30 protein-coding genes are annotated in these 25,490 nt (G+C 67.0%); 23 read left to right on the forward strand and 7 right to left on the reverse strand.

What is annotated here, in order from left to right; translation table 11 throughout:
- Positions 1-6 precede the first annotated feature (6 nt).
- Together EIZ45_RS25640 and EIZ45_RS25645 are read left to right on the forward strand one after the other, a co-directional pair.
- Positions 7-459 carry a hypothetical protein gene (locus EIZ45_RS25640; RefSeq protein WP_134662642.1) on the forward strand — a complete coding sequence of 151 codons (453 nt, stop codon included), beginning with the start codon at positions 7-9 and terminating at the stop codon, positions 457-459.
- Between the two features lie 108 nt (positions 460-567).
- Positions 568-1,227 carry a pentapeptide repeat-containing protein gene (locus tag EIZ45_RS25645; protein ID WP_134662641.1) on the forward strand — a complete coding sequence of 220 codons (660 nt, stop codon included), beginning with the start codon at positions 568-570 and terminating at the stop codon, positions 1,225-1,227.
- On the opposite strand, the gene amcA is transcribed toward EIZ45_RS25645, so the two are convergent.
- Together amcA and amcB are read right to left on the reverse strand one after the other, a co-directional pair.
- Entirely contained in the window at positions 1,224-1,409 is a 186-nt protein-coding gene (gene amcA / locus EIZ45_RS47670) for a multiple cyclophane-containing RiPP AmcA (RefSeq protein WP_370318180.1), read from the reverse strand. The genes EIZ45_RS25645 and amcA overlap by 4 nt on opposite strands.
- Positions 1,384-2,484, reverse strand: a complete 1,101-nt coding sequence (gene amcB, locus EIZ45_RS25650) for a cyclophane-forming radical SAM peptide maturase AmcB (protein WP_134662640.1) — start codon at positions 2,482-2,484, stop codon at positions 1,384-1,386. The genes amcA and amcB overlap by 26 nt, the downstream gene beginning before the upstream one ends.
- 182 nt (positions 2,485-2,666) lie before the next feature.
- Between amcB and EIZ45_RS25655 the strand changes: the two genes are divergently transcribed.
- From EIZ45_RS25655 to EIZ45_RS25670, 4 genes are all read left to right on the forward strand, one after another.
- Positions 2,667-4,136 (forward strand): helix-turn-helix transcriptional regulator, encoded by a 1,470-nt coding sequence (locus EIZ45_RS25655; protein WP_134662639.1) that lies wholly within the window; start codon positions 2,667-2,669, stop codon positions 4,134-4,136.
- Between the two features lie 114 nt (positions 4,137-4,250).
- Positions 4,251-4,553 carry a hypothetical protein gene (locus EIZ45_RS25660; RefSeq protein WP_240690596.1) on the forward strand — a complete coding sequence of 101 codons (303 nt, stop codon included), beginning with the start codon at positions 4,251-4,253 and terminating at the stop codon, positions 4,551-4,553.
- Entirely contained in the window at positions 4,543-5,160 is a 618-nt protein-coding gene (locus tag EIZ45_RS25665; protein WP_167756558.1) for a prepilin peptidase, read from the forward strand. Before EIZ45_RS25660 ends, EIZ45_RS25665 begins: the two co-directional genes overlap by 11 nt.
- A gap of 59 nt (positions 5,161-5,219) precedes the next feature.
- On the forward strand, positions 5,220-5,459 hold the full coding sequence (locus EIZ45_RS25670; protein ID WP_240690595.1) for a hypothetical protein: 240 nt from the start codon (positions 5,220-5,222) through the stop codon (positions 5,457-5,459).
- 65 nt (positions 5,460-5,524) lie between these two features.
- Here EIZ45_RS25670 and EIZ45_RS25675 read toward each other — a convergent pair whose 3' ends face one another.
- A complete protein-coding gene (locus tag EIZ45_RS25675; protein WP_240690594.1) occupies positions 5,525-6,487 on the reverse strand; it encodes a hypothetical protein in 963 nt (320 codons plus the stop codon).
- Positions 6,488-6,691: 204 nt separating this feature from the next.
- Here EIZ45_RS25675 and EIZ45_RS25680 point away from each other — a divergent pair, with 204 nt between their 5' ends.
- Positions 6,692-7,483 (forward strand): N-6 DNA methylase, encoded by a 792-nt coding sequence (locus EIZ45_RS25680; protein WP_167756559.1) that lies wholly within the window; start codon positions 6,692-6,694, stop codon positions 7,481-7,483.
- Between the two features lie 60 nt (positions 7,484-7,543).
- Positions 7,544-7,843, forward strand: a complete 300-nt coding sequence (locus tag EIZ45_RS25685; RefSeq protein WP_134662634.1) for a hypothetical protein — start codon at positions 7,544-7,546, stop codon at positions 7,841-7,843.
- 20 nt (positions 7,844-7,863) lie between these two features.
- Here the strand turns inward: EIZ45_RS25685 and EIZ45_RS25690 are convergent, their stop codons facing one another.
- Positions 7,864-8,631 carry a helix-turn-helix transcriptional regulator gene (locus tag EIZ45_RS25690; protein ID WP_134662633.1) on the reverse strand — a complete coding sequence of 256 codons (768 nt, stop codon included), beginning with the start codon at positions 8,629-8,631 and terminating at the stop codon, positions 7,864-7,866.
- A gap of 178 nt (positions 8,632-8,809) precedes the next feature.
- Positions 8,810-9,070 carry a hypothetical protein gene (locus EIZ45_RS25695; protein WP_134662632.1) on the reverse strand — a complete coding sequence of 87 codons (261 nt, stop codon included), beginning with the start codon at positions 9,068-9,070 and terminating at the stop codon, positions 8,810-8,812.
- 330 nt (positions 9,071-9,400) lie between these two features.
- On the opposite strand from EIZ45_RS25695, the gene EIZ45_RS25700 reads away from it, so the two are divergent.
- Together EIZ45_RS25700 and EIZ45_RS25705 are read left to right on the forward strand one after the other, a co-directional pair.
- Positions 9,401-10,441 carry a helix-turn-helix transcriptional regulator gene (locus EIZ45_RS25700; RefSeq protein WP_134662631.1) on the forward strand — a complete coding sequence of 347 codons (1,041 nt, stop codon included), beginning with the start codon at positions 9,401-9,403 and terminating at the stop codon, positions 10,439-10,441.
- 28 nt (positions 10,442-10,469) lie between these two features.
- Entirely contained in the window at positions 10,470-11,129 is a 660-nt protein-coding gene (locus EIZ45_RS25705) for a YdcF family protein (RefSeq protein ID WP_134662630.1), read from the forward strand.
- Positions 11,130-11,168: 39 nt separating this feature from the next.
- Here the strand turns inward: EIZ45_RS25705 and EIZ45_RS25710 are convergent, their stop codons facing one another.
- Both EIZ45_RS25710 and EIZ45_RS25715 read right to left on the reverse strand, forming a co-directional pair.
- Positions 11,169-12,515, reverse strand: coding sequence for an FAD-binding protein (locus EIZ45_RS25710; RefSeq protein ID WP_134662629.1), 1,347 nt, complete (start codon positions 12,513-12,515; stop codon positions 11,169-11,171).
- Positions 12,516-14,726: a tetratricopeptide repeat protein gene (locus tag EIZ45_RS25715; protein ID WP_167756561.1), complete on the reverse strand. Its 2,211-nt coding sequence runs from the start codon at positions 14,724-14,726 to the stop codon at positions 12,516-12,518. It lies immediately after the preceding gene.
- 328 nt (positions 14,727-15,054) lie between these two features.
- Between EIZ45_RS25715 and EIZ45_RS25720 the strand changes: the two genes are divergently transcribed.
- The 13 genes from EIZ45_RS25720 (at position 15,055) to EIZ45_RS25780 (ending at position 25,478) form a co-directional block, all read left to right on the forward strand.
- Positions 15,055-15,381, forward strand: coding sequence for a DUF6355 family natural product biosynthesis protein (locus tag EIZ45_RS25720; protein ID WP_134662625.1), 327 nt, complete (start codon positions 15,055-15,057; stop codon positions 15,379-15,381).
- Between the two features lie 65 nt (positions 15,382-15,446).
- Complete coding sequence (locus EIZ45_RS46920; RefSeq protein WP_240690593.1) at positions 15,447-16,019, forward strand: hypothetical protein; 573 nt, start codon at positions 15,447-15,449, stop codon at positions 16,017-16,019.
- Complete coding sequence (locus EIZ45_RS25730) at positions 16,013-16,888, forward strand: hypothetical protein (RefSeq protein ID WP_240690592.1); 876 nt, start codon at positions 16,013-16,015, stop codon at positions 16,886-16,888. The genes EIZ45_RS46920 and EIZ45_RS25730 overlap by 7 nt, the downstream gene beginning before the upstream one ends.
- A gap of 106 nt (positions 16,889-16,994) precedes the next feature.
- Complete coding sequence (locus tag EIZ45_RS25735; protein ID WP_240690591.1) at positions 16,995-17,534, forward strand: flagellar biosynthesis protein FlgA; 540 nt, start codon at positions 16,995-16,997, stop codon at positions 17,532-17,534.
- Position 17,535: 1 nt separating this feature from the next.
- Positions 17,536-18,441: a hypothetical protein gene (locus EIZ45_RS25740; RefSeq protein WP_205669872.1), complete on the forward strand. Its 906-nt coding sequence runs from the start codon at positions 17,536-17,538 to the stop codon at positions 18,439-18,441.
- Positions 18,428-19,801 (forward strand): CpaF family protein, encoded by a 1,374-nt coding sequence (locus tag EIZ45_RS25745; RefSeq protein WP_240690590.1) that lies wholly within the window; start codon positions 18,428-18,430, stop codon positions 19,799-19,801. The genes EIZ45_RS25740 and EIZ45_RS25745 overlap by 14 nt, the downstream gene beginning before the upstream one ends.
- Positions 19,798-20,637: a type II secretion system F family protein gene (locus EIZ45_RS25750; protein WP_134662623.1), complete on the forward strand. Its 840-nt coding sequence runs from the start codon at positions 19,798-19,800 to the stop codon at positions 20,635-20,637. Before EIZ45_RS25745 ends, EIZ45_RS25750 begins: the two co-directional genes overlap by 4 nt.
- The gene (locus EIZ45_RS25755) at positions 20,634-21,461 is read left to right on the forward strand and encodes a type II secretion system F family protein (protein ID WP_134662622.1); all 828 of its coding nucleotides are present in this window, start codon (positions 20,634-20,636) and stop codon (positions 21,459-21,461) included. The genes EIZ45_RS25750 and EIZ45_RS25755 overlap by 4 nt, the downstream gene beginning before the upstream one ends.
- A 14-nt stretch (positions 21,462-21,475) precedes the next feature.
- Positions 21,476-21,682 (forward strand): hypothetical protein, encoded by a 207-nt coding sequence (locus tag EIZ45_RS25760; protein ID WP_134662621.1) that lies wholly within the window; start codon positions 21,476-21,478, stop codon positions 21,680-21,682.
- Position 21,683: 1 nt separating this feature from the next.
- Complete coding sequence (locus EIZ45_RS25765; protein ID WP_240690589.1) at positions 21,684-22,073, forward strand: hypothetical protein; 390 nt, start codon at positions 21,684-21,686, stop codon at positions 22,071-22,073.
- Complete coding sequence (locus EIZ45_RS25770) at positions 22,070-22,507, forward strand: hypothetical protein (protein ID WP_134662620.1); 438 nt, start codon at positions 22,070-22,072, stop codon at positions 22,505-22,507. Before EIZ45_RS25765 ends, EIZ45_RS25770 begins: the two co-directional genes overlap by 4 nt.
- Entirely contained in the window at positions 22,504-22,908 is a 405-nt protein-coding gene (locus tag EIZ45_RS25775; protein ID WP_134662619.1) for a pilus assembly protein TadG-related protein, read from the forward strand. The genes EIZ45_RS25770 and EIZ45_RS25775 overlap by 4 nt, the downstream gene beginning before the upstream one ends.
- A gap of 17 nt (positions 22,909-22,925) precedes the next feature.
- A complete protein-coding gene (locus EIZ45_RS25780) occupies positions 22,926-25,478 on the forward strand; it encodes a LysM peptidoglycan-binding domain-containing protein (protein WP_134662618.1) in 2,553 nt (850 codons plus the stop codon).
- Positions 25,479-25,490 lie beyond the last annotated feature (12 nt).

A 25,490-nucleotide genomic window follows, 5' to 3' on the forward strand; every position in this document is an offset into this window, starting at 1 on the left:
GCAGAGATGCAGGCTGGTTTGGATGAGGCGTGGATTCGGCTCGTCGGCTTGCTCAACGGCCGCGACGGCGAGGAGCGGGGCGACCAACTGCCGGGAGCCGAGCTGAGAGTGACCGAGGACGGCAGCGAGGTCTTCCATGCTGCGCTGGGGCGGCACGCTCGTCGCGAGGGCGCCATCTTCTGGATTCGTCCCATTGTCGCGAGGGAGACCGATTCAGCCACCGGGTTGCCCGCATTCGACCTGCAGGTCAACCGCCGCCGTGCGCTCGACGTCACCGAGGCGCGGGTGGACGGGCCGTGGCTAGAGCTGACGCTGGCCACCGGCCAGGTGGCGGTGATTCGGCCTGCATCAGGGCCGCGGCTCGCCATGCTTGCCGATTTCGACTCATGGCTCGCAACGTTGCCAGCTCGCACAACTGCGCGGATCGACCAGCTCGAGGATGACTCCGAGGTGGCCTGAAGCCCGGGCCGTGCTTGCTGCGACGTCTGGCAGTGAGCTGGAACGTTCGCGGTCCTTGGGCGAGGTTGGCAGAGAATGCCAGAAAGCGCGGGCCGCTATTCTGTCCGCGTGGAGTTCCGAGAGTTCGACGGCAAAAAGGTTCAGCGTCCTTCGCTGGATCTTGAGGATGTGCGCGCTGAGAGCGCCGGTTTCCGAGGCGAGTTCGCGTACGATCTGGCTTCGCTCGTCGGGGCTGACCAGGCTGGGGTCGTGGGCGAGGGCGAGGTCGTCCGTTCGATGGTGAAGCAGGTCAACCTCGCTGGCGCCACGCTGGACCCTCTGGACATGCGGGATTCCGTTTTCGCAGGCATCGACTTTTCTCGCGCCAAGTTGCCCCGGGCGACGGCACAGCGGATCGAGCTGGTGGACTGTCGCGCGGCGGGTGTCCAGCTGACCCTGCTTCAGGCGTCGGATGTGTACGCCGAGGACTGCCAGTTCGACTACGGAATCATCCGGATTGACCGGGTCAAGCACGCGGTCGCTTTTTCGGGATGTTCGTTTCGCGAGACGCTTCTGGCCGGCGATCTGTCCAATGTGGTCTTCGTCGATTGCGTGTTCGCCGGTACGGAGTTCGAAGCGACGGCCGCGGCGGGATGCGATCTGCGCGGTTCGACGTTCGAGGGCGTGAAGGGGCTGTTGTCGTTGCGTGGTGCGCGGATCAGCAGTGAGCAGGCGCTCTCGGCCGCAGCGGCGATCGCAGCCGAGAGCGGCCTCATCGTGCGGGACTAACGGCGCTTGTTCCAGTTGTCCCAGCCTGGCCGGTTGTCGAATTTCGGGCGGTCGTCCCACGAAGGCCGGCTGTCCCACTTCCCGCCGGGGGCAGGTGGAGGCGTCCATGATGAGAACACGGTCGTCAGGCAGCGCAGGGAGTTCGCGATTCGCCGGTCAAGCGGCGCCGCTGTTTCGGGCATGACGGAGCACTCCTTCCAGGACGGTGATTTTGCTGTTGACGCAGTAGTTGGTCCGGGTGCCGTCGAGCCGCTGGTGCTCGAAGAACCGGTTCGCGGGCTGGCCTCCTCCACAGAAGTCGAAGTACGGGCAGCTGGTCCGGCAGCGGCGGAGCCCCTCCAGGTATTCCTGCACCCACGCTGCACGTGTTCCCTTCGCGATCAGCGTGTCCAGGGGCGTGTGGAGCACATTGCCGCACGCGAAGTCGCCGAGGCGGGGCGAGGTGAACCCGGCTAGTTCCGGTGAGATCAGCGTGACGGTGCCGTCGTGGGCGACGGTCGGCAGCGGGTCCACCTGCGCCGCAGCTGTGCGCCTGGTTCTGTCGAGGCCGTGCGCGTAAGACAGCACACGGTCGAGTTCGCGCAGCCGCACTTGGGGGTCCGCGGTCCAGGCGGAGGCGAGCGCGGCCCAGAACTCTTCCAGTTGCGCAGTGTCGCGGTGGTTGTCGTGGGTGTTGACGCCTTCTTGTTCTTCGATGTTGACGCCGAGCCACGTGGCACCGAGTTCGGCCGCGAATTCGTACAGTCGGCGCGCTCGGGCCGGTGTCGGGTCGGACACCACGGCGATGATCGAGACCTCGTGCCCGTGCCGGGCGAGGGTCTTGATGCCGCGCAGGATGCGGGCAAACGACTCCTTGCCGGTGAGGTCGGTCCGGTGCCGGTTGTCTTCGGCAGGTCCGTCGATGCTCACCCCGACGTGCACGTCGCGTTCGCGGAAGAACCGGCACCACTCGTCGGTGATGAGGGTGGCGTTCGTCTGAATGCCGTGTGCGACGGCCATCCCGGCGAAGGAGTCCATCAGCGCTCCCAGCCGTGCGGTGCCGAGCGTGAGCGGTTCACCGCCGTGCCAGCACACTTCGACGGTGTCGTTTTCGGTCCACGGTCTGATCGAGGCGGCCACCGCGTCGGCAACCTCACGGGACATGGTCAGCTTGCGTCGGCGGAATGGCAGGTAGCAGTAGCTGCAGTCGAGGTTGCACAGGGTTGTCGGCTGGAGGATCACCGAGTCCGGTCTGGTGAACAGGACGTCCGATGCCATCGTGCTGCTCCCTCCTCGTCGAAATGGGCACGGTTCGGCCCGTACGTTCGAGAGAACCAGGCGAGGAGCGAGGGTTCGGCCCCTCAACGTGGACGAAGGGTCCCCGTCGCGGCGGCGGAGAGTGGACGAACCGTGGACGTTGTCGGCCTGCGCAGCCCGTTCGCCCCAGTACCGTGTCTGGCATGGCAGGCGAGCGTCGTCCCAACTTCGTGTTGATCGAGCTGCGGGAGAGCAGGGGACTCTCGCAGCAGGAACTCGCCGTGGAGCTGAATCGCCTCGCCACCACGAAGTACAACCGCGAAACGAACCTCACCAAGAAATCCGTGTGGCGCTGGGAAGGCGGAGACACCGTCAAACCGAAGGGCATCTACCAGCTGCTGCTGTCCGACTTCTTCGACGTCCCGACCGGCGAGCTGGGCTTCCTCCGCACCCACCACGAACCGGCACCCGCATCCGGTACCGCCGATCCGACCGGCCCGTGCTCCGATCCGGAAGTGGACCGCGAACAGCACGAGTGGCGCGAAACCCGCACGTCGCTGGGCCGAACTCGCCGCGCTCTGGCCCTGGTCGCCGAACAGCTCTACCCCGACTATTCCGTTCCCGGTCTCGAAGGCTGCGGTGTCATCGCCCACCCTGACTGGATCCCGCCTGCACCGGTGTCGTTGGACCAGGTCGCTCTGCGGCTCGACCCGGACCTGGCACCGGCGACGGTCACCGGCGGCGAACCCGAGGCCGCCTCGGTCAGGCCGTGGTGCGCGCCCGGCGTGCGTTATCGCCGCTACCACGACGCGATCCGTGACCTGGCCAGCCCACGCTTGTTCGAGAACCGCCTGTGCTTCCGCCTGGCCTCTCTCGACTGGACAGCCAACAGCATGCGGTTCGGACACATGGGTTTCTTCGATGCGATGGACGTCAACGAAGCCCTGGCCCACGAAACGGCCGAGGAGCATCTCGCGCGCGATCACGACGGCCGGCTCGTGACGACCAGGCCGTCGTGGCGGAACCTGCGGTTCCGCAGCCGCGTCGGGCACCCGTTCGACCTTCGCCGCCGTCCGCTCATGGGAGCGGTCGGAACCCTCACCATCCGCGGAGGCGACTCTCCCAGCGTCGTGCTCCACCACCGCGACGGCAGCCGAGTCGCCGGCGGAGGAGGCATGACGCATCTGCTGCCTGCCGGGATCTTCCAGCCCTCCAGCGTGCTGCCCGCCGCCATCAGCGCCGACTTCTCTTTGTGGCGCAACATCCAACGGGAATTCGCCGAAGAACTCCTGGGCCACGACGAGTACGACGGCAGCGGCCAGCCCATCGCCTACGACAGGCTCGAGCCGTTCGCGACCATGGACCGCGCTTTCGCCGAAGAACGAATCCGGGTCTGGTGCCTCGGCGTCACCATGGACGCGCTCACCCTCGCCGGAGACATCCTCACCGTCGCTGTCATCGAGCCCGACACCTACGACACCCTCTTCGGCGCAGCGGTCGAGTCCAACACCGAAGGAGCGGTCCCGTCCCGAGCGCTGCCGTTCGAGGGCAACACCCTGCGCCACCTCCGCGAAGACGGCACCCTTTCACCAGGCGCGGCCGCGGCCCTCCATCTCGCGTGGACTCACCGGGCCCTGCTCCTCCACGGCGGCCGGGAGACGCCGGTCGCGTAGCCCTTCAACCCCGAGGCCGCCGAGTCGAGCGAACGATGACGCCGCGGACCTGTATCGGGCTCGTGCCCGTTCGCCGTGTCTCCCATGCCATCGCGCGCGGTCCGGGGAGGCGACGTGGAGCTGCTGAGAACCGTCGAGTGGGTAGCGAACCACGACGAGGCACACGGCCAGCTGCTCGTCCGAGGAACGAGCCTCGGCGGAATGATCGATTGTGCGTGTGCGTCGGTGGCCGGACGGTTTCCGTACGGTCGGCTGCACCTGCTGAGAGTGGGCTGGTGGACGACAGCGCCGTGTCGATGCCGTCGGACGATCGCCGTCTCCAACCACCCCAGCTGGCACTACCGACCGGCGCACCGTGGCGGCGGCGGCGCTTGGTACGGCGCGGAGGTGCGGGTCGAGGTTCGCCGTGACGGCTGAAACCCTCGTATGGTCCATCGCGGCCACCGTCGTCACGGGCATCGGCGGGGTAGCCGCGCTCCGGTGCTTCCTGGCGACGCGCCGCCGGTACGAACTCCTCCTTATCGGTGCCGTGGTGGTTCTCGCCGCCTGCACCGCTGTATGGCCGCCGGCACTGAGGCTGGCGGTAGTGCCGTTCGGCGCATTCGGGTTGCCAGCTGCCGTTGTCGACCTCGCCGAGCACCGGATCCCGAATCAGCTCAGCGCGATGTTCGCCGCGTCCGGGGCAGTGGGAATCGCCGTCATCGGTGTTGGTTCGGGCACGCCGGAGATGCTGCTTCGCGCCGCGGTCGGCGGCTTGGGATGGGGCGGGCTTTTGCTCGGGTCGTTCGTTGTCAGCGGACAACCTGGTCCTGGTGACGTGAAACTCGCCCCGTCGCTGGGGATGCTCGCGGGCGCGGCGGGGTGGCCTGTGATCGGATCAGCAATCGCGATCTCCTACCTGATTGCCGGATGCGCCGCACTGGCGCTCGTGCTGTCGAGCCGGCGGCAGGCACGAATTCCGCTGGCCCCGGCGATGGCGGGCGGGACGGTGTTGGCCGTGACGATGACATCGCTGGCCGTCTGAATGAACGGTGACCGGGGTGGCCGTGTCTTGCGGGAACCGGTAACGAGAGGGGTTTGCCCGTGAGTGAGCAGATGTGGTCGGAGGAAATGCTCGATTACGCCGCAGCCAACGCGGCCGACCGTTTCGACCTCGACCAGGACGAAGCCCGCGACATGGTCGGCATGGTGTCCGAGGCGCTGGAGGAGGGAGGCGACGCCGTCGACGACGCCGCCTGGGACGTGCATCAGCACGACACTTCCGTCCCCGGTGAAGACTTTGTCGAGAACGTAGCCGACAGCTTGGGGTACGACCTGGAGTAAGCAGGCCGCCGGACGGTTCACCCTGCGGCGCCCCAGACGTCTGCGCCGCGGTCGGACCATCGAGATCAGTCTTCGAGACGTTTGTTGACGAGGTTGACGGTCTTGCCGATGCGGATCGGTGCGTCGGCGGGGCCGCGCCAATGGCCGGCGACGAGGGTCCGGCGTCGCAGTTGACGGCCGGGCCCATAGGCCTGTCGACGGACGAACGGCCCGACCGGGAACCGGACTCCGACTGTGCGGCCGCTCGGCTCGGCCGGTCGCGTGGCGGATCGCGGCGGTGTCCGGCTGACGGACACAACGCGTACCGGCGAGGTTTCCAGCCCCGCCCGTTCCGCGCGACGGCGTATGGTTCGCGGAAGGTGCTCGTCTTCGGCGACGGTGAACGAATTCGGACGGCAGAACAGCCAAGCCGCGATCACGATCGGAAGCCAAGCAGTTGTGGTTTGCCCGGCGACGACCCTGTGCGGGTCGAGCAGCCGCGGTCCGTCGGCAGGATCGGCGATCACTGGTGCCGCAGTATGTCCAAACGGCAGGTAGATCTCGTTATCCCAGGTCAGCTCTGCGTGGAGCGTTCGGGCGTAACGGGCAGCCTCTGCGGCGGAAAGACTGGCACTGCGCAACGCCTTCTCGACGGCTGAATAGTCAGTCGCGCTCCAGAACGTGATCCATACACCGTTCGACGGGTCGTCGATGAGGTCTGTCGGCCCCCACGAGAACGCGACAATGGGAACGTTCGCCCCGTCGGTCCTCGTGTAGGTCGCCAGCGGCGCAGGGAACAGCGCAAAGCCAGTGAGGGCAGGAAGTTCCTCCGGTTCGATCTCCCATTGGTCTGTGACGCTTCGCGCGGCGTGCTGGACGAGCTGGGCAATGTCCTCGGTGAAGTAGAACATCTTGGCTTGGCTCAGCCGTCGGTGCTCGTCTTGCAGTAAGAGGAAGGCCGCCATTGCCGAGTCGCCTGCCGGGCGGATCGTTCCGAGCCCGTTGAGCATCGCTACCGCGGTGAGCCTCAGGGACTCGTCGCTGAGCAAGTACTCGACCTGCCGCTCGCGCAGCGCTGGGAGTTCACGCGGTGTCGGTGCTGCCCAGTGCAACGAATCTGTCTGGCTCACGCGTCCTCCCAAAACATTGCGATGAATGGTTGCAACGTTTACGGTAGAACAACGTTGAGGCGGATGGATTCAACGTTTCCGAGATCTGCTCGATCGGAGGAACCAAAGGTGAGGACTGACGAGATGGCGACTCGCGTCGCCGATGCGGTCGACGAGGCCTGGCACCGGAGCGGGAGCGCGGGCAGGCACGAAGTCCCGCTTGGTGTGGCCGCCACGCTGGCGCTGCTGCAACCCGACGACGGGCCGGCGTTCGCGGACCAGGTCATGGCGATGACGCCCCGCGCGTACTGGTACCAGTCGCGCGCGGTGTGGATGGAGATCGTCCGGGCGCGGACGGATCTGGTGGACGCGATCAGTCCAATGATCTCCTGGTTGTACGACGAGCCTGACGAGCGTCTTTGCGAGCGGGTGAAAGCGACAGCGGACGCGGCTTTGGCCGCAGGCTTGCTGGATCTGTACACGCCGGAGCTGCGGCATGACGCCGACCTGCTCGGCCGCTTGCTGGCAGTCTTGAAAACCCGTACGGAGGCTAAGGTCAATGCCCAGGTCTACACCCCGCCGGACATAGCTGACACGCTAGTTTCGCTGACGTTGGATGTCGTGAAACCCGGCCAGTCGTTCTGCGAAAACACGGTCGGCACCGGCAGCTTGTTCCGCGCGACCGCGAAGCTTCTTCGGCAGCGGTCACTGGATCCGGCGTCAATGATCTGGATCGGGGCCGACATTGACGAGCTTGCCCTGGCGGTGACCGGTGTGAACAGCATGTTCTGGGGCCTGGGACACCAGGTGGTCCTCTACCACGGCGACTCCCTCGCCCGCGCCGATTGGGCCGAGGTGGCGTACAAGCGCCGTCGGCATGTTCTGCGCTTGGCCAGCAAGGTGCGCGCTGTCCGCCGGATTCTCGACCTGATGTGACCAGGTCAGTGCGCGTGGCGATGCGACTGGAGCTGCAGGTGCGCTGCTATCTTCCGCGACGTGACCGACCGGCGAACCGAGGTCGACGGCCAGCCCGCCGAGCCCGACCAGACCCTTCGTTACCTCGACCTGGGCGAAGTCGGCACCTGGTTCGGCGTCACCCAGACCACTGTCTCGACATGGCGCAGCCGCTATGCCGAGACCCACCCGTTTCCCGAGCCGGACGTGGTCGTCGGCCGTACTCCAGGCTGGGCTCGCGGGCGTCGTGAAGAGATCGAACAATGGGAGCGCGGCCGTCCCGGCCGCGGGGCTGGCGGAGGCCGGCCGCGGAAAGACCGCTCCGGCAAGTCCGCGCAGTAAGCGGTGACGGTCGTCGCTGTTCACCGGTTCGTTTTGACGTCGTGAAAAGCCATCTCGACGGCGTAGGCCGTCTCGGTCGGGGAAAGCGCTTCCTCGCGGAAGCGCTGCATCGCGCGGACGTAGGCGGCAGTCGCAAGGTCGGACGTCAGGTAGACGGAGCAGTGCGCGTGTCGCAACGCGACGGTGGGAGTCTTCCCGTCGATCTGGTAAACGGTGAATGCCGGAAGGTCTCCAACCTCGGAGGTTACTAGCCGGATGCGTTCCGGTCCGTCGACGAGGCGGAGCAACTGTTCGGTCTGTCCGAAGATCGCTTTCCTGCTGACGAATAAGTCACGGATGGCCTGCGGGTCGTCCGGCTGCGGTGCTCGGCGAACGAGCGGCAAGGCTCGATAGCGTCCGCTCGAGGTGAAGTCGGGGCGCTGCAAGCGGTCCGGCAGGGATACCGGAGCCCACTCGACAATGCGGGAAGCCAGCTTGTCGTAGGCCGTCCTTAACCGTGCTGCCGCATCTTGATCGGGTTCGACGTGGTCTTCTCGGCGCGCGTCCGCGGCACGTTGCCGAATGCGGCGGTGCTCGGTCATCGTCATGTGCAGCAGCCCTGCCAGGAACGAGACGGAATCCGATGGCGGGATCCGCTCTCCGACTTCCCAGCTGCTCACTTGGCCAGGGTGTACACCCGCCCTGCGGGCGAGTTCGCGGACTCCGAATTTGGCCTTCACGCGTGCAGCGCGAAGTTCGAGCCCGAGAGCGACCGAGCCCGGTGGCGTGGCGCGAGCGAGCGTTCTCATGGCTCTGTCGATCTTGTGCGGCCGTGCGGGGTTTGCTGCCCGACACGTCGGCGAAGAGCCTCAACAGAGTTGGGCGAACGGCGAACCGCCAAGTTCCGCCGGTGCTCGATGATGCCGGTCGCGGTGAAGAAGACGACGGGGAAGGCGATGACTGCGAGCACGAAAACGACACCCCAGCTCATGATCGCGGATCCAGCGCGGTCACGCTGGCGAGAGCGCGGTCAGCGTCAACATCGGTCTCGCGCTGAAGCTGCACGATCCCACGTGCTTGGTCGTCGGCGTGGTCGCACACCAACTCCGTGGCTTCGCCGAGGAGATCGGCGAACTCGCGGACTTCGTCGGCTGTCAGTTGACCGTCTACGAGGCCGACAATGATGCCGGGCAGTCGGCGGTGCACGCCTGCCAACGCAGTCAGTGTGTCGATCGTCAAGAGATTCATGAGATCACCCGGCCGATCGGGTCCAGCGTGCTGCTTTCTCGTGGTCCGGTCATCGCGACTGTCCTCCGTTGCTCGGAATGCTGGGCAGCAACCCGGAGGCCGGGGCAGATTCGGACGACAGGACAGCTTGACCTTCGACCGAATCCTCGGGGACGGCCGCGCGAAACCTCCGGGTTGCTTGGCACGACTGTCGTTCTTTCGGCCGAAGCGGACCAGGGCGGTAACGGGACGGGCGGGACATTTTAGGGACAGTGAGTGTGCGGACTTGGTGTATCGCTTGCTCCGCAACCAGCGTCGAACTGGGGTAACTTGTTCAGGAGGGGGTAGATCATGAGCACTCCGCGGACAAATTTGAAGCGTGCACGCAAGGCTGCGGGCTATACCCAAGAGACATTCGCTTACGCGCTCGGCGTCGACCCGCGCACGGTTAAACGCTGGGAGAGCGGCGTTTGGGCTCCGGCTCCGGGCCGTCGCGGCGAAATAGCGCGGCTGCTGGGGATAGACCTCCTCGAGCTCGAAGACCTGCTAGCCGATGCGGTGCCAGCTGAGGCCGAGCACGAACAGCGCCGCTATGTGTCCACTGTGGATCTCGATTCCTGGTCGGACGACCTGGATCGTGCGATAGTCCACTTCGGACGGCAAGACTTTCCGGGTGCGAACATGCTGGTTGATCGCTGGCTGCGGCGATTCTCGCCGGACAGCAGCGATACGTACGGCATGTCGCTCTATGCCCGGAGCCTGCGGCTGCAGGGAGACTTGCGCCAGGACCAGGGATTGCTCCGCGGGCCGCTGTCAGCCAGGCAGAGCTACTCGCTCGCGCGCGAGATCTTCACTGAGCTGGGCATGCACAGACGCGTCGCGCAGATCGATCTTCAGCTGGCTGTGAACGAAGAGATGACGGGTGCGCACAGCCGAGCGGCCGGAAAATACCTGGACCTTGCCGATGACGAACGGTTGTCGGGACGCGACCGTGCAAGGTCGCGGCTTTGGGTCGGCACCGCGCTGAGCAAGGCGGGCGATTCGGAACAGGCCGTCCGATTCATCGAACCAGCGATCATCGAGTTTGACCGGCTGGAGGAACCTCTAGACTGGTCGACCGCCCATCAGAAGCTGGCGCTCGCGCACCGGAGTGCAGGTGATCTCCACCGGGCGACGGCGGCGATCTGCGTGGCATTGGACGCGCAGGGTACCGGTACGCCAATGCAGCGGGTGCGCCTGGACACCGCCTACGGTCACATCCTGCTGTCCGATCCGCGGACCGAGGCGGCTGGACATCGTCGGCTCGAGGACGCTGCAGAGGTGGCGCGGCAATACGGCATGATGCACCAGTTGCAGAGCATCCGGAGTCTCCGCCTTGCGCAAGAGGGCTAGGCGTGACCGAGAGGGGTTGACGTAGCACGTGGCGCGCGAGCTGACGGCTCAGGACTGGGCAGACGCCGAAGTCGTCTGGGACTATCACCAGCTCCACCACGAGCTCGTTCCATGTTCGGCCGCGCTGGTTCTCGGTGGGAACGACATCGGCGTCGCATCGTTCGCTGCCGAGCTGTACCACCGGAGCGTGTTCCCGGTGATGGTCATCAGCGGTGGGAAAGCTCCAGGGACTGAGAAGCTCTTCCCGCGAGGCGAAGCCGAGCATTTTCGCGAGGTTGTGCTCGCGTGCGGCGTTCCGGACGAGGCGATTCTTCTGGAGCCGAACGCGCGGAACACCGGCGACAACATCGTCCTGTCACGCGAGGTCTTCGCTGCGGCAGGGGTCCGGCCGACTTCGCTGTTGCTGATCGCGATGCCGTACATGGAGCGCCGGGCGTACGCGACCTGCCGACGGCAATGGCCGGAGGTCGACCCTCGGTGCGCCTCTGCGCCTGTCACCCTGCGCGAGTACATCCAGACGATCGGGATCGCGGCAGAGGTCGTCGACATGATGATCGGCGACATGGAACGCATCATGCGGTACCCCGACCTGGGGTTCGCGATCGAGCAAGACGTTCCGGAGCCTGCTCGCGAAGCCTATTCACGGCTCGTCGAGCGAGGTTTCACTAGCCGGATGTTGAACGCTTGATATCCGCGGAACCAAGCTTTGGCCTGGGAACTCCCTCCGCTAGGGAGTCAGTTTGAGGCGGCGGTTGAGCACTTCACTCGGGTCATAACGGGTCTCGGCTTCAGCGAGGGATTGGTGCGCTTCGCCGAGATGGTATCGCCAGTCGTCCTCCGTGAACGGGATTGCGCCTACTGGGTAACTCGTGCCGCCGAGGCCGACTGCGCCGTCGTACCAGCGGCGGTTGCTTTGCACCATCTGTTCAGCGATCGATTCGGATGATGCGAAGCGGAGCGCTGCGACGAGGAAGATCGTCGGTGCGTCCGGTACGCGGAAAAGCGGCGTGGTGAGCACGTCGGTGGAAACAGGGTAGGTCAGGATCAGCCCGGAAGTGCCGAGGTCGGCGTGGGTGAGGTCATGCGTGATCCCGTCGACGAAAGTGTCGGTGGCGTGGTCGGGCAGGAACAGGTTGGGCCAGGGGTGGGGTGCGCGCCATTCACCGGTGGTTTCGAGGTAGGTGACGGTTTCGTCGAGCCGGGTAGCGAACTCCCAATAGCTGAGGTCCTCGATCTTGTCCCGGGCCGGCTCGTAGCCGATGTCCTCGACCAAGGTGGCGTCGTCGGGTTCTGCGGGCGGCGTGTAGAAGGCGGCGACATCGAGCATGTGGACCCAGCCCGTGTCGCTGGGAAGGATCTGTCCTTGGAGGAAGTCGAACCGGCGCTCGCGGAGGAGTTTCCGCTGCTGGGTGCGTAGTTCGGCCGCAGTCGGGTAGTAGACCTTGACCCGCCGCACTCGTTCCGGCGCGGCGATCAGCGGGATGGTGGCACGCACGATCACGCCGCAGCGACCGAACCCGGCGAGCACTGCGTTGAAGAGGTCAGGTGATTCGGTAGGGGAGCAGGTTCGGAGTACACCGTCGCCGGTGACGACATCGAGGGACAGCACGTTGTCGGTTTGAACTCCGTACCGGTGAGTCGTCCCGCCGATTCCGCCGACGGACAACGTTCCGCCGACGGAGGTGCCGAGATAGTCGGTGAGGACTCGCGGAGTCAGTCCGTGCTGGAGAGTGGCAGCCAGGAGCGCGGCCCAGGTCGTACCGGCGTCAACGACTACACGGTCGCTGCTGATGTCGTGCACCGTATTGAGGTCGCTCAGGTCGAGCACGATGCCGGAGGCTGCCTGCGCTTGACCCATGCTGCTGTGGCCTTGCCCCCGTGGTGTTACCGAAAGGCCGTGCTCTGCGGCGAATCTGAGGACGGATCTGACGTCTCGTGGCGAGTGCGCTCGGGCGACGGCCAGCGGAGTGCGCGAGATGATGCCGCCGAAGTCGGCTGCTGCGTAGGCGATTTCTTGGGGGTCGGTGGACAGTGTGCCCTCAAGTCGTAGTCCTGAGAAGGATTGTTCGGGCATTCATTGCCTCCCAGCGTCGAGGTCGTCAAGCCGAGCGCGGACCTCGGCTTCAGCCGGTTCTCCGCGTTGGCTCAGGATCATTGCTGCTTGTTGCAGGTAGTCACGTGCAGTGTCGTGGTCGCCGGCGACGGTCAGCACCTCGTTCAGAAGCAGGAGGGTGTCTGCCTCTCCCTTGCTGTCCCGGGCAGCTCGCTGGCTCGCAAGCGCCTCCTCCAAGTAGCGCACCGCGGCCTCGAGCTTTCCTCCTGCGAAGTTCGCTTTGCCTATCTGGTGAAGTGCGAGTCCTTCGCCGTACTGGTCTCCGACAGTGCGGCACAGCGACAATGCGCGGAACGCGTATTGAACCGCGTCCTCGTGGCGTCCTTCTTCTCCACACACTTCGGCTAGGTGCATGAGAGTGACGGACTCACCGTGCCGGTCGCCCTGCGCCTGCTGAATCGCGAGTCCTAGTTCGAACGACTCTCGGGCCTCGGTGTGGCGTCCGGCGCCCGCGTAGGCGAGGCCGACACCGACGTGGCACCAAGCAGTCCCGTTGGGGTCGTGATGGCCCTCGAGCGTCTCCAGAGCTCGCAGAAAGAAATCGAGGCCCTCGTCGTACATGCCCAAGCCAAGGCGGACCAAGCCGAGCCCGGTGAGCATTTCCGCTTGGGCACTGGGGTCGAGCGCCTTGTGCGAACCTTCGAGCCCGAGTTGGTAGATGCGATCCCAGACCGTCCAGGGCTTGCGCAGGTGCAGAAACGGAAACAGCGCTTGCGAGATTTGCCAGCCGATTTCCGGATATTCGCCACGCATGGCCGTTGCGATGACGGAGGGGAAGTTCTGCAGCTCAGCTTCGCACCACTTGAACGCGGCAGCATAGTCAAGCTCCTCGGCGGCGACACCGGGCTCGCGGTAAGGCGCAAGGGCATGTGCTGCAGAGCGACACATGTGCAGATACCACGAAAGTTCGCGAAGGTGGGCGGCATCTCGTTCGGCCGGAGGCTCTTCGTCGAGCGCACGCTCCGTCGCGTAAACCCGGAGGAGGTCGTGGAGCCGGAAGCGGCCTCGGTCGATCTCGGCGACGAGATGCCCGCCGGCGAGGACGCGGAGGAGTTCGCCCGCGCGTTCGGCCGGGAGACCTGCGAGTGCGGCGACGGCCTCGACGCTGATGTTCTTGCCGGGATGCAGGCCGACCAGCCGGAACACGCGCGCAGTATCGGCGGCGAGAGCTCGGTACGACCACGAGATCACCGTCCGTACGTTCGTGTCGTCGTCCTCGACCGTCAGCGCACCGAGTCGAGTGCGCTCTTCGGCCAGGTCCTGGGCGAGATCGGACAGGCGGAGTGGATGGGCCGCGATGCGTTCCGCGGCGACTGCCACGGCCAGGGGCAGGTGCCCGCACCGGTCGAGCACGTCGCGCGCGGCCTCGGGTTCCTGGTCGACCCGCATGCCGACTACGTCCCGCAGGAGCCGAAACGAATCGTGCGGGGCAAAGGGGTCGACGCGGAGTTGCGTCGCTCCCGGTCGTACGGAAAGCCCGGTGAGGACGCGCCGCGTGGTCACCAGCACCATGCTCGTCGCGTCGCCGGGCAGGAGCGCCCGGATCTGTTCTGAGGACACCGCATTGTCGAGGACGATCAGCAAACGACGTCCGTGGGTCATCGTCCGGAACAGTGCTGCCCGCTCTTCGGCAGTTGCGGGTACGTCCGAAGGCGAGAGACCTAACGAAATGAGGAATTCTTCCAGGGTTTCGGCTGGTTCGACCGGATGGCCGTGCCGCGAGTATGCGCGGAGATCAGCGAAAAGCTGGCCATCCTCGAAACGGGCGGCGTTGCGATGCGCCCAATGCAGGGCGAGCGTCGTTTTTCCTATGCCGGGAGGCCCGTGAAGGACCCCGACCGAGAGCTGGTCTTCCTGCCGAGAGAGGGAGTCCATCGCAGCCAGATGCTCGACCCGGCCGATAAAACGACCCGCGGCGGCTGGCAGTTGAGCCGGACGCGTCTGCGGCTTCTGGGCCGTCGATCGTTGTTTCGGGATGAGAGCTTTGAGTTCGCCGTCGGCACCGAGTGCAGCGTCGCACGCTTCGGCAAGTTCGAAACTTGCTGCTTTCGTGCCGTGCTCGACATTGTTGAGATGGCTGCGGCTGTAATGGACGCGCTGCGCCAGGGCGGCGAGCGAAAGTCCTTGAGAGATGCGCAACTCGTGAAGCTTCTTCGCGAATTCGGCTCGCATTTGATCGGGCTGCTTCGAGTGCGTCTTCTGTATTCCCATCATGAGAAGACGGAAACCCCCTAGTCATACCCGTTGCCGCATTCGATCCTTGACGGAGTGAAGGCGAGCATCCCCCTCGCACGACCCCTCGTCTGTTGAGGGTAGCGCGAAGGGGCACGGCTCACATGCGGCTTCCGGTGTCCACCCTAAAGGAGCTGGTTTCAGTGGCTATCCGTAGTCGAACTGATCTCGGCGGCCATTTGGCTTACGCGGAGAAGTGCCGGCAGGCCGCCTGACGATCACTGAGCGTGATCATTTGATGAAATTTCATTTTAGTTGGGGAGGAACTATGTCCATTTCCGGAACGATCAGGCGTGCCGTGGTGATGGGGATGACGGTGCTCGTGGTGGGTGCGGGCGTGGCGGCTGAGGCGTCGGCCGATCCGGTGGGTGCTCACATGCCGTGCGGCTACATCGACCCCGGCATGTACCGGCACTGCGACGGCGGCTCTGGTTCGACCGTGATGCTCGACGTGCAGGACATCTTCCGGAATCTCTTCCACTACTGCGTCGGGCCGGGCATCACGAACGTGCAGCCGGTGGTCCATTGGCGGGTGATCGACGCCTGGTGGAACGGCGGCGTCGGATGCCAACCCGGCTACTACGGCCCGGCCTGACCTTGCCCGCCGCGGTGTGGCGGGCCGATCGGGCTCGCCACACCGCCTGTCCCATGGAGGCCCTGATGACTCAGCTCAGGTACCCGGCTGTCGGACTGGTGCTGGTGAGCGTCGTGCTAACCGGATGCTCCAACGCCGCACCCCCGCCGCCTCCGGCACCATCCTCGGCCGCCGCGACCTCGTCTCCCTGGATCCCCACCCCGGAACACGAGATCGCCCCGAAGGCGTTGGCGGTCTACCGCCAGTACTGGGAACTGAGCGAGCAAGCAGAAGCGGCTCCCCGGTCCCAGGACTGGCGTCCGGCGCTGACCCGGCTCATGGCAGACCCCGCCCTCACGTCGTTCGTCGACGAGCTGGCGAACTTGGCTTCGGTGCCTGCTCATTCGGTCGGGCAGTATCACCGGGCTCCTTCGGTGCGCTCGGCCAGCGTGGCCGAGCCGGCTCGTGTCGTGATCGACGACTGCCTGGACGCCTCCGAAGAACACCTGGTCAGCGATCGGCTAGGGGAGACGGGCATGTACCTCGACTACCCTAAGCAGCCTCGACGGTATCGGCTGGAAGCCGAGGTGGTCCGGTACCCGGCACCTTACCGGTGGCTGGTGCAGATCGTGCGACCGCATGTGGATCAGCCATGCTGAGCCGCGCTGACGCCGCTATCGGCGTGATCCTGCTGCTGATTCTCCTTCCGACTCCGGCCGATGGGCAGGAGGGCGGGTGCGCTTCGACCGGCACGCGCGGACGTTGCTGGGTCGCCGCGACCGATCCTGGTCGCCCGGGTGGTCCTTCTCCCGCGCCGAGCCCTCAGCCGTCCGGCGCCGGAGGGCAAGCACCGCGCCCGAAGTTCACCTGCGTCGAGCGACCGTGGGCTCAGCAGCCGCCGCCGGGCGATCCGATGTGGGGCGGGCACGACCCGCACGAGGGGACATTGAAGTTCCAGATGTGCCAAGGCGACGGCGCGGCCCTGCCCTGGCCGCGAGTCGTGTTCGCCCCCAATGGCCAGCCCGCCGCCGCTCCGCAGGTTTCGCCCGCGGAACTGGCCCGGCAGGCAATGGCCGAGCTGGGACTCGAGGCACCTGATATCCGGCTCGCGCCGCCGGGGGATTCGCCGCACGGCGCGACCGTCGGCTTCCCGGTCTGGATGTGGACGGTCCGTCGCCCGGCGACGACCGGCCCGATCTTGAAGACGGCAGCCGCCGGCGGGATCTCGGTGACCGTGACTGCCGTACTCGAGTCGATTACGTGGGCGATGGGCGACGGCGCGGTAGTCACCTGCGCTGGCCCCGGCATTCCGTTCACCGACGACCAGGCTGGCCGACCGTCTCCGACCTGCGGACACGTCTACTCGCGATCGTCCTTGCCGGGTTTCTCTATCTCCGCGACCGGGCACTGGCGGATCCGCTGGTCCGGGGCAGGGCAGGGAGCGACCGACTCGATGGACCTCACGTCCCGGGCACAGCTGGCCGTCCGGGAGATCCGCACTCTCAACACCCACGTCCGGGGAGGCTGAGATGACCGTCAAGTCCGTCCCGGCCTCGGACCGTCCGGCACCACCGGCCCCGACGCCTCTGCACCCGCCGCGGCGACACCGGTCGAAGCTGCTGATCCTCGTCGGCGTGGTGCTCTCGGCGGTGTGCGCCGTCGGAACCGTCGCAGTCTTCCGATCGACCAGCGAAACGATCGCGGCAGTCGGCGTCGCCGCGCCGGTTCGCTTCGGCGAGGCGGTGACCGACGCTGCCTTGCGAGAGGTCGAGGTCCACCCGACCCCGGGGCTCGATCCGATTCCGTGGGATGAACGCGCGGAGATCGTCGGCAAACCCGCTACCTCGGATCTCGTTGTCGGCAACCTGGTGACCCGGAGCCAAGTCGAAGGCCCCTCACTTCCCGTCGTCGGGCAGCAGCTCGTCGGTGTCCCATTCAAGGCCGGGCAGATGCCAGGAGGCGCACCGACCACCCGGTCACCGGTCCTGCTGGTATCCGCCGAGGCCGACAACTGGCAGCCCGTCCGCGCGAGCGTGCTGCGAGTCGGTACGCCTGACGCCAGTGGAATCCGCGTGGTCGACGTCGTCGTGCCCGCCGCAGACGGTCCTCGCCTTGCAGCCAAGGCCGCCGCCAGCGCTGTGGTGCTGATCATGCTTCCGATGGGAGCTGGATGACATGCTGATCTCGTTCTTCTCGCTGGCAGGCAGCCCCGGCGTCACCACGGCGGTGCTGGCCCTCACCTGGTCGTGGCCGCACGATGCCGTCGCCGTCGAGGCAGATCCGACCGGCGGGCACGCCCTGGCGGTGTTCGACCCGGACGGGGCTCTCGGCCGTCGTGGTCTCCTCGAATTGACGGTCGCCGCCCGCAAGACTCCGCTGCACCACGCCATGTCGGCGCAGCTTGTCACCTTGCCGGACGGCACCGGCCGCCACCATCTGCTGCCGGGATGCCGCGGCCCGCTGGAATCCGACGGGGTTCCGTGGACCTCGCTCGCGGGCCTGTTCCGTGAGTTCAAGACAGTCGATGTCCTGGTCGATTGCGGTCGGATCCGGGCACAGGGCGCGCCGCGCGCGGTCATGGCCGCCTCGGACCTGGTCGTGCTGGTTCTCCGGAACGACCGCCATTCGCTGGCCCGCGCGGTGCGCTCGTTCGAGCTCATCCAGCGCGAAGCCGGACTCACCGCGTTCGGCGACGGCAGTCTCGTCGCGGTGGTCGTCCCTGCCGATCCCGGAGCGTCCCAGGGCTTTCCTCCTGCGGAGATCGCGAAAGTGTTCGCGGCACACGGGGTGCCGTTGGCAGGGGTGCTGGCCAAGGACCCTGCTGCGGCCGCGCAGTTCGCCAACCTGTTCCGCCCGCCTCGGCGATTCGCTTCCTCCGCGCTGGTGTCGTCGAGTCGCGCGGTCGCACAGGAACTGGGGAGGCGAGCCTCGACCCGGAAAGCCCTGTTGCGCTCCACCAACGTCGTACGGTTCCCGCCCCGCCCCGGACCTCCGTCGGTGCGCATGGCTCCGGTGCCGACAGTGCGGCCGATTCCGGTGCCACGGCCGAATCACGGTGGGGAGCCAGATGATGCCGGGTGACGCGGAGATGTTCGAGGGTGCCGACGAACTGGTCGACCTGGTGCAGGAACGCTTGGCTCCACGCGTCCAGAACGCGTTGCGACGCGGGAGCCACGCTCCCGCCGACGAGCGAGCGATCGCCGGAGACCTGCTCGACGCAGTACTGAGCGACGTCGGAAAAGAGTGGGTAGCACGCGGCAGGCCGCTCCCGGACCAGAACCAGGATTGGGCAATCCGGCAGGCCGTCATGGCGGAGATGTTCGGTCTGGGCCGTCTCGAGCCGCTGCTTGCGGACGACGCGATCGAGAACATCGACGTGATCGGCAACGATGCCGCGTGGCTGTCCTACAGCGACGGTCGTGTCATGCGCGGACCGCGGATCGCACCGACCGACGACGCGCTGATCCGCTGGCTGCAACGGATCGCCGCACGCCACGGCCGGACCGAGCACGCGATCAACGCGACACATCCGCTGCTGAACATGGAACTGCCCGGTGGCGAACGCCTCGCCGCGACCGTCGGCGTCACCGACCGGCCGCACGTCTCCATCCGCCGCCACCGGCTCGGCGCAGCCGACCTGGAGGCGCTGCGTGCCCGCGGGATGATCTCCACCGCCCAGCTGGCGTTGCTCCGCGCTGCAGTCCGTGCGGAGAAGAACATCGTGATCAGCGGACGGCAGAAGGCCGGCAAAACGACGCTGCTGCGCAGCCTGTGCTGGGAGATCCCGCCGACCGAACGGTTCGCGACGTTGGAGACCGAGTTCGAACTCGGCCTGCACCGGCACCGCGATCGATTCCCCGCGGTGGTGGCCTTCGAGGAGCAACAAGGAAACGCCGAACATGTCGAGAACGGCCGCCCGGCGGGTGGTGTCACCCTGATGCAGCTCGTGTGGCAGGCCCTGCGGATGCACACCGCCCGGATCGTCGTGGGCGAGGTCCGCGGCAAAGAGATCGTCCCGATGCTGAACGCACTGTCCTCAGGCGGTGCCGGATCACTGTCCACTGTGCACGCTCGCAGCGCGGACCAGGCGATCCAGCGGATGGCGTTGTTGTGTCTGGACGCGAATTACGCCTGGACACCCGAGTTCGCGCGCGACATGGTCGCGCAGTCGGTGGACCTGATCGTCCACGTCGACCTCACCGCTCGCGACGGCGCGCTTGACCGGTCGGTGGCGGAGATCGTCGCGGTCGAACCGGGAGAGCACGGGCACCCGGCACGCACCCACCTGTTTCGTCGCCCTACCGGAGCGCTCCGCGCCGTCCCGACCGGGAACCTCCCGACCGACATCGCCGATCTCGAAGCCTGCGGATTCGACCGGAACTGGCTCACCGCCAACGGCGACGGCGACTGGACCCTCCCGGCCGAGGGGCGGGCGTCATGAGCGAACTGCTCGTCGCACTCACCGGTCTCGGATTCGCCGCCGGTCTGACCGCAGTGCTGGCCGGTTTCCTCGGAACGACCACAGACCGCGCCGCGTGGCAACCTCACCTGCGCCGCCTGCGGTTCACGCGACGCCACCTGGTCGCGGCCGCCATCGGGGGAGTGCTGTGGCTGGTCTCCGGATGGCCGGTCGTCGGCGTCGGCGGTGCCGCAGCCGTGATCTTCCTGCCCTGGCTTGCTTCTGCAGGTCGCGTGTCAGCAGCGCGCATCGCTCGCCTGGAGGCGATCGAGACCTGGCTCCGCCGCCTCGCCGACCTGCTCGGCCCCGGCCACATCGGCCTGACCAGCGCGATCCAAGCATCCGTCCGCGAAGCGCCGCCGGAGATCGCCTCCGAGGTACGCACCCTCGCGCAACGGTTGCGGATCTGGGAGTTCCGTCCAGCCCTGCTGGAGTTCGCCGACGACCTCGACGACCGGGTCGGAGACATCGCCGCCGCAGGACTGTGCGTGGCACACCACTACGGAGCAGGCGCTGCCGAACTCCTCACCACCCTGGCACGCCAGGTATCCGACGAAGTCCGCGCGCGCCGCACCGCGGAGGTCGACCGGGCCCGGCGACGCTCGACCGCGCGCATCCTCCTCGGCATCTGGGCCCTGATGTTCCTCGGCTTCGCGCTGCTCGGCGGAACGACCTACACCGGCGTCTACAACACCGTCGGCGGCCAAGCGGTGCTTGCCGTCGTTCTGGGACTAGTAGGCGCGGCAGTCGTGTGGCTGCGCCGGCTCGGTGTCGAACCGAAACCGCCACGGTTTCTGCGCGAGGGAGCACGGCCATGACCGACGTCGCACTCCTGATCCTCCTGTCCGTCGGTTTCGCGAGCGGCGTGACGACGGTAGCTGCGGCATTCGTCCGGACTCGACCGAGACTGGCCGACGTCGTCGGCGACGCCGGCCCGAAGTCCGTGCCAGTGCGGTTCGCCTTGCTCTCTGCCCCCCTCAGCAACCTGGAGCTGGTGGGGCAGAAGCCGGAATCCTTTATCCTGCAACGGTTCGTGTACGCGGCGATCGGTGCGCTCTGGGTGCCGCTGCTCGCCGCCGTTCTCGCGCTTGGCGGCGTGGCCCCGCCTGTGGTTCTCACCGGCGCGCTGTCGCTGACTACGGCCGTGATCGGCTGGATGCTTCCGGCCGCGAGCCTCAAATCGAAGGTCGCCCGCGCACGGACCGAGCTGCGCGGCGCGCTGGCGTGCTACTGCCGCCTCGTCGCACTCGGCAGGGTCGGCGACCGCGGCCCGGTCGAGGCACTCCGGTACCCCGCAAGCTTAGGCGACGGCTGGACGTTCCGCCGCATCCGCGACGCAATGGACGAGGCCGCCCTGCTCGGCGACATGCCCTGGGACGGCCTGCAACGACTCGGTGCCGCGACCGGCGTCCGCGAACTGAACGACCTGACCCACGTCGTCGCCAGCGCCGGTCACGACGGCGCGAGCATCGTCACCTCGTTGCGCGCCAAGGCCGACTCCATCGAGCAGCAACTCTCAGCCGAACGCAAAACCGGTGCGGCGGTGCGTTCCGACCGGATGGACCTCCCGCTTGCCCTGCTCGGACTCGCATTCGTCGTCTTCCTCGCCTTCCCCGGCGTCGCCACCATGCTCACCACCTAAGAAAGGAACCCGTCATGCCCCGCTTCGTATTGACCTTTTGGCTGTTCGCACACGAGCTGCTTTCCGCTCGGCTGCAGGAGTTCCGCCGCGACAGCGAACGCGGCGACGAGAACATCACCAAAGCGCTCTACGCCGCCCTCGCCGTCGGCATAGCCACGCTCATCGCCGGCGCGATCACCGCCTACGTAAACGGCAAGATCCCCCTCATCGGCGGACACTGACATGAACCGCGTCGCACAACTGCGAACAGGGGACCGGGGCGACGACACGATCACCGCGGTCCTGATCATCAGCACCCTGATCATCGCCGCCCTGACCATGTTCCAGCTCGTTGCGGTCTTTCTCGGCCGCACGATCGCGCTGGAGGCTGCCCGGGACGGCGCCGACCGTGCTCGCATCCCGCCCGTCGACGTGACGGGAGCGGCTCAGCAGGCCGCCGCCTATGCCCGTGACGCCACCGGTACCTGGCTGTCGCATGTGGACGCCAATGGGTACTCGGACGGCAACCTCGTCCGGGTAACGGTCAACGCCGAGGTCGCGTCCTTCGTGCCGTTCATGACCGTGCGGATCAGCCAGACTGCTGCCGCGCCGATCGAGCGGATCCGGCCATGACGACCCGACTTGTCGAACTGCACGCCGAGCGTGGCGACATAAACATCGAAGCCGTCATCGGCGTCTCCGCCCTTATCGCGCTCCTGGGTCTCGGACTGCTCGGCATGCGCGTCGAAACCGCCCAATCTGCGGTTGACGCCGCTGCACGGGCAGCCGCTCGTCAAGCGTCGCTGGCCCATGACGGCCGGACAGCCGCGTCTGCGGCCGAGCGACAGTCCCGCGCCGTACTCGCGGAGCAGTCCATCATCTGCGCCCGCCTGACCGTCGACGTCGACGCCAGCGAGTTCGTACGACCCGCAGGCAACAACGGCACCGTCACCGCGCGCGTCCGCTGCGACGTCCCGCTCGCCGACCTCTTCCCTGGACTGGCCGGAACCAGGCCGGTCGAAGCGACTTTCCGTTCGCCGATCGACCGATACGGAGTCCGCCGATGAACCTGTTTCGCGACGAACGCGGCTCCATCTCTGTGCTGATCCTCGGACTCAGCCTCGCCCTGACCATCGCCATCGGCCTCGCCGTCGACGGGTCTCGCAAAGCACTCGCCGCATCACGGGCCACCGCGGTCGCCGAAGAAGCCGCCCGCGCCGGCGGCCAAGCCCTCGATCCGCACGCGCTCGCCACCGGAGGCACCGCGCACGTCGACCCGGCCGAAGCTGCGGCCGCAGCCAAACGGTATGTCGCGGCAGCTGGCATGACGGGAACCGTGCAGGTCCGGACCGACCACATCATCGTGGAGACGACCGACTCCCTCCGCACCGTTTTCCTCGGTGCTATCGGCATCTCCGAACTCGTGGTCCACGGTCACGGCGCGGCGAACCTGATTTCCGCCGACTGACCACGAAGGGGTCGATCATGCGTCCCGCCACCAGCATCGTCCGGTTCCTCGGCGGACTGCTCGCCCTGGCCGCGATTCTCGCCGGGCCGCCGATCGTCTTCTGGACGTTCCGCGACGTCCTGCTCCCGAATCACATGCACACCTTCGCGGACGTGTGGGTCGCCCTCCTCACGCGCGACAGCGGCCAGGTCTTTCTGACCCTGCTGGCGTTCGCTGGCGTCATTGCCTGGCTGCAGCTAGCTGCCGCGGTGCTCGTCGAAGCGACCGGCCGCCTTCGCGGACTGCCGGTGCGCCGGGTCGTGGGCCTCGGCTGGGCGCGGAAGCTCGTCGCCGGAGTATTGCTGCTGATGATCGGGACCGCCACCGTCGCTGCAGCCGCAGAACCACCTGCCGCTTCGACGGCGGCCCCCTACGTCGTGCGGCCCGGCGACAGCCTGATGCGCATCGCCGCCGAACAACTCGGCGACGAGCACCGCTACACCGAGATCTACGCCCTCAACCATGCTCGCCGCCAACCGGACGGGGAAACCCTCCGCGACGTCGCATTGATCAAACCGGGATGGCGCCTCGACCTCCCTGCGAAGACGTCGGCCGGGGGATACCGCGTGCAGCGAGGCGAAACATTGACCTCGATCGCTCGTGACCGGCTCGGCAACGCGGGCCGGTACCAAGAAATCCTTCGGCTCAACAAGAACGTGCACAATCCGGACTTCATCCGAGCGGGCGACACCCTGCAGTTGCCGCCTGCGCCGCCCGCCGTCCCCGCACCGCGGCCACCGCAACCGGAGCTCGCGGTGCCGCCTCCGCCGACGGGTAGCCCGCTCCCGGAGCCTGCTGCGAAGCAGGAGAGCGGCGCACAGCCAGCCCCGTCATCGGGCCCGGCCGTCAACACGCCGCTCGTCATCGCGGGAGCCGTCGGACTGGCGGCAGCAGCTGTCCTGAGCGCAGTCGGTATCCGTCGGCTCCGCGCAGCCCGCAGGCACGACCCGGGAGGAGCAGAGACGGACCCGATCGACAGCCTGGACCGCGCTTTGCGCCAGCTCGCCCATCACGCCGAGAGCGAGGGGAGCAAGCTGCCGGGAATCCGGATGGTCCGGCTCGGCAGCAAGGACACGACCGTCGTTCTGGACGAACCCGCAGAACCGATCGCGCCGTTCACCGCCACCGCGACCAGCACAGAATGGCAATTGGCCGATCCAGTCCCGCCGGGGCACGCGGACGGGGACGCTCCATATCCGTTTCTGGCCGGCCTCGGCCACGACCCGGACGGCAACCTGATCCTTCTGGGCCTCGACCACGTCGGTGCAGTCCTCCTCGGCGGAGACCCGGAGGAGATCGCGCGGGTCGCCGCGGCCATAGCCCTCGAGATCGCCAGCTCGCCCTGGGCGGTGGACGTCACCGCCGACCTCGTCGGTGCCGGACACATCCTCGACGACACAGACGGCATCGAACACCATCAGACCGTCGACGCCCTCCTCGAGCATCTGGCCGACTCCACCGAGCAGCGTCCGCACGTCGTGATCGTGCCGAGTCCCCTCGCGCAGGACGACGCCGACCGCCTCGCCACCAGCGACGCCGCGGCCGACATCGTCGCCGTCGTCGCAGGCACCGGCCCGGACACGCACATCCCGGGCGCATGGGAACTCGACCTCCGCCAGCACCCGACCCCGGTGGAACAACTCGACGTTCGCGTCGCACTGCAGCGCCTCCAGGAGGACGAGACACGAGACGCCGCCGAGACCGCCAGTCCCGTTCCAGCCGAGACTGTGCACCGCGCCCTGCGGGAGGAGCGAGACAAGCCCGAGACACCTGCCGAGACCGGCCCCGAACCAGCAGTCCCTGAGCTGCGGCTTCTCGGCCCGGTCTCGCTGGGCGGCGTCGACTACAGCCGGGTCGAAGGCAAGAAAGTCAACCGCCTCACCGAACTGGCCGCTTTCCTGGCCCTCAACCCGGGCGTCCACGCCGACGAGATCTCGCAGCAACTGGGCACTGCGACCCAGCCATGGTCGGCCGCCACCAGGCAGGGCTACATCTCTCGCCTGCGCACCTGGCTCGGCCACGACCCCGACGGCGGGCTGTACCTCCCGAATGTGGATGCCAAGAACGGCGGTTATCGCCTCGCCGACACCGTGCTCTGCGACTGGTTCCGATTCCAGCGCCTCGTCACGACCGCAACCGGCGATAACCGGCTCGATCGACTGCAAGAAGCGCTCGACCTGGTCGAGGGCACGCCTTTGAGCAATGTTCCGCGAGGCCGCTACGAATGGGGTTCCTGGCACCAACGCGACATGACCGACCAGATCGTCGAGGTCGCCCACGCACTCGTGACCGCGTATTGCGACACAGGTGACCTCCCGCTGGCTCGCCGAGCAGCCGCGCGGGGACTCCGCGCTGAACCCGCAAGCGAAATCCTGAGTCGGGATCTGCTTCACGTCGAGCACGCCAGCGGGAACCGCTCTGCGGTGAGCGCAGTAGCCGGAAGGTTGCAGGAGAGCGCTGAGGCGCTCGGCGTGCCGTTGGAAACAGACACGACGGAGCTGCTGCGCACGGTTTTGGGCGGGCACCGGTAGCGAACTGTCTCT

The sequence above is a fragment of the Amycolatopsis sp. CFH S0740 genome, assembly GCF_004522315.1.
Lineage (GTDB): Bacteria > Actinomycetota > Actinomycetes > Mycobacteriales > Pseudonocardiaceae > Amycolatopsis > Amycolatopsis nivea.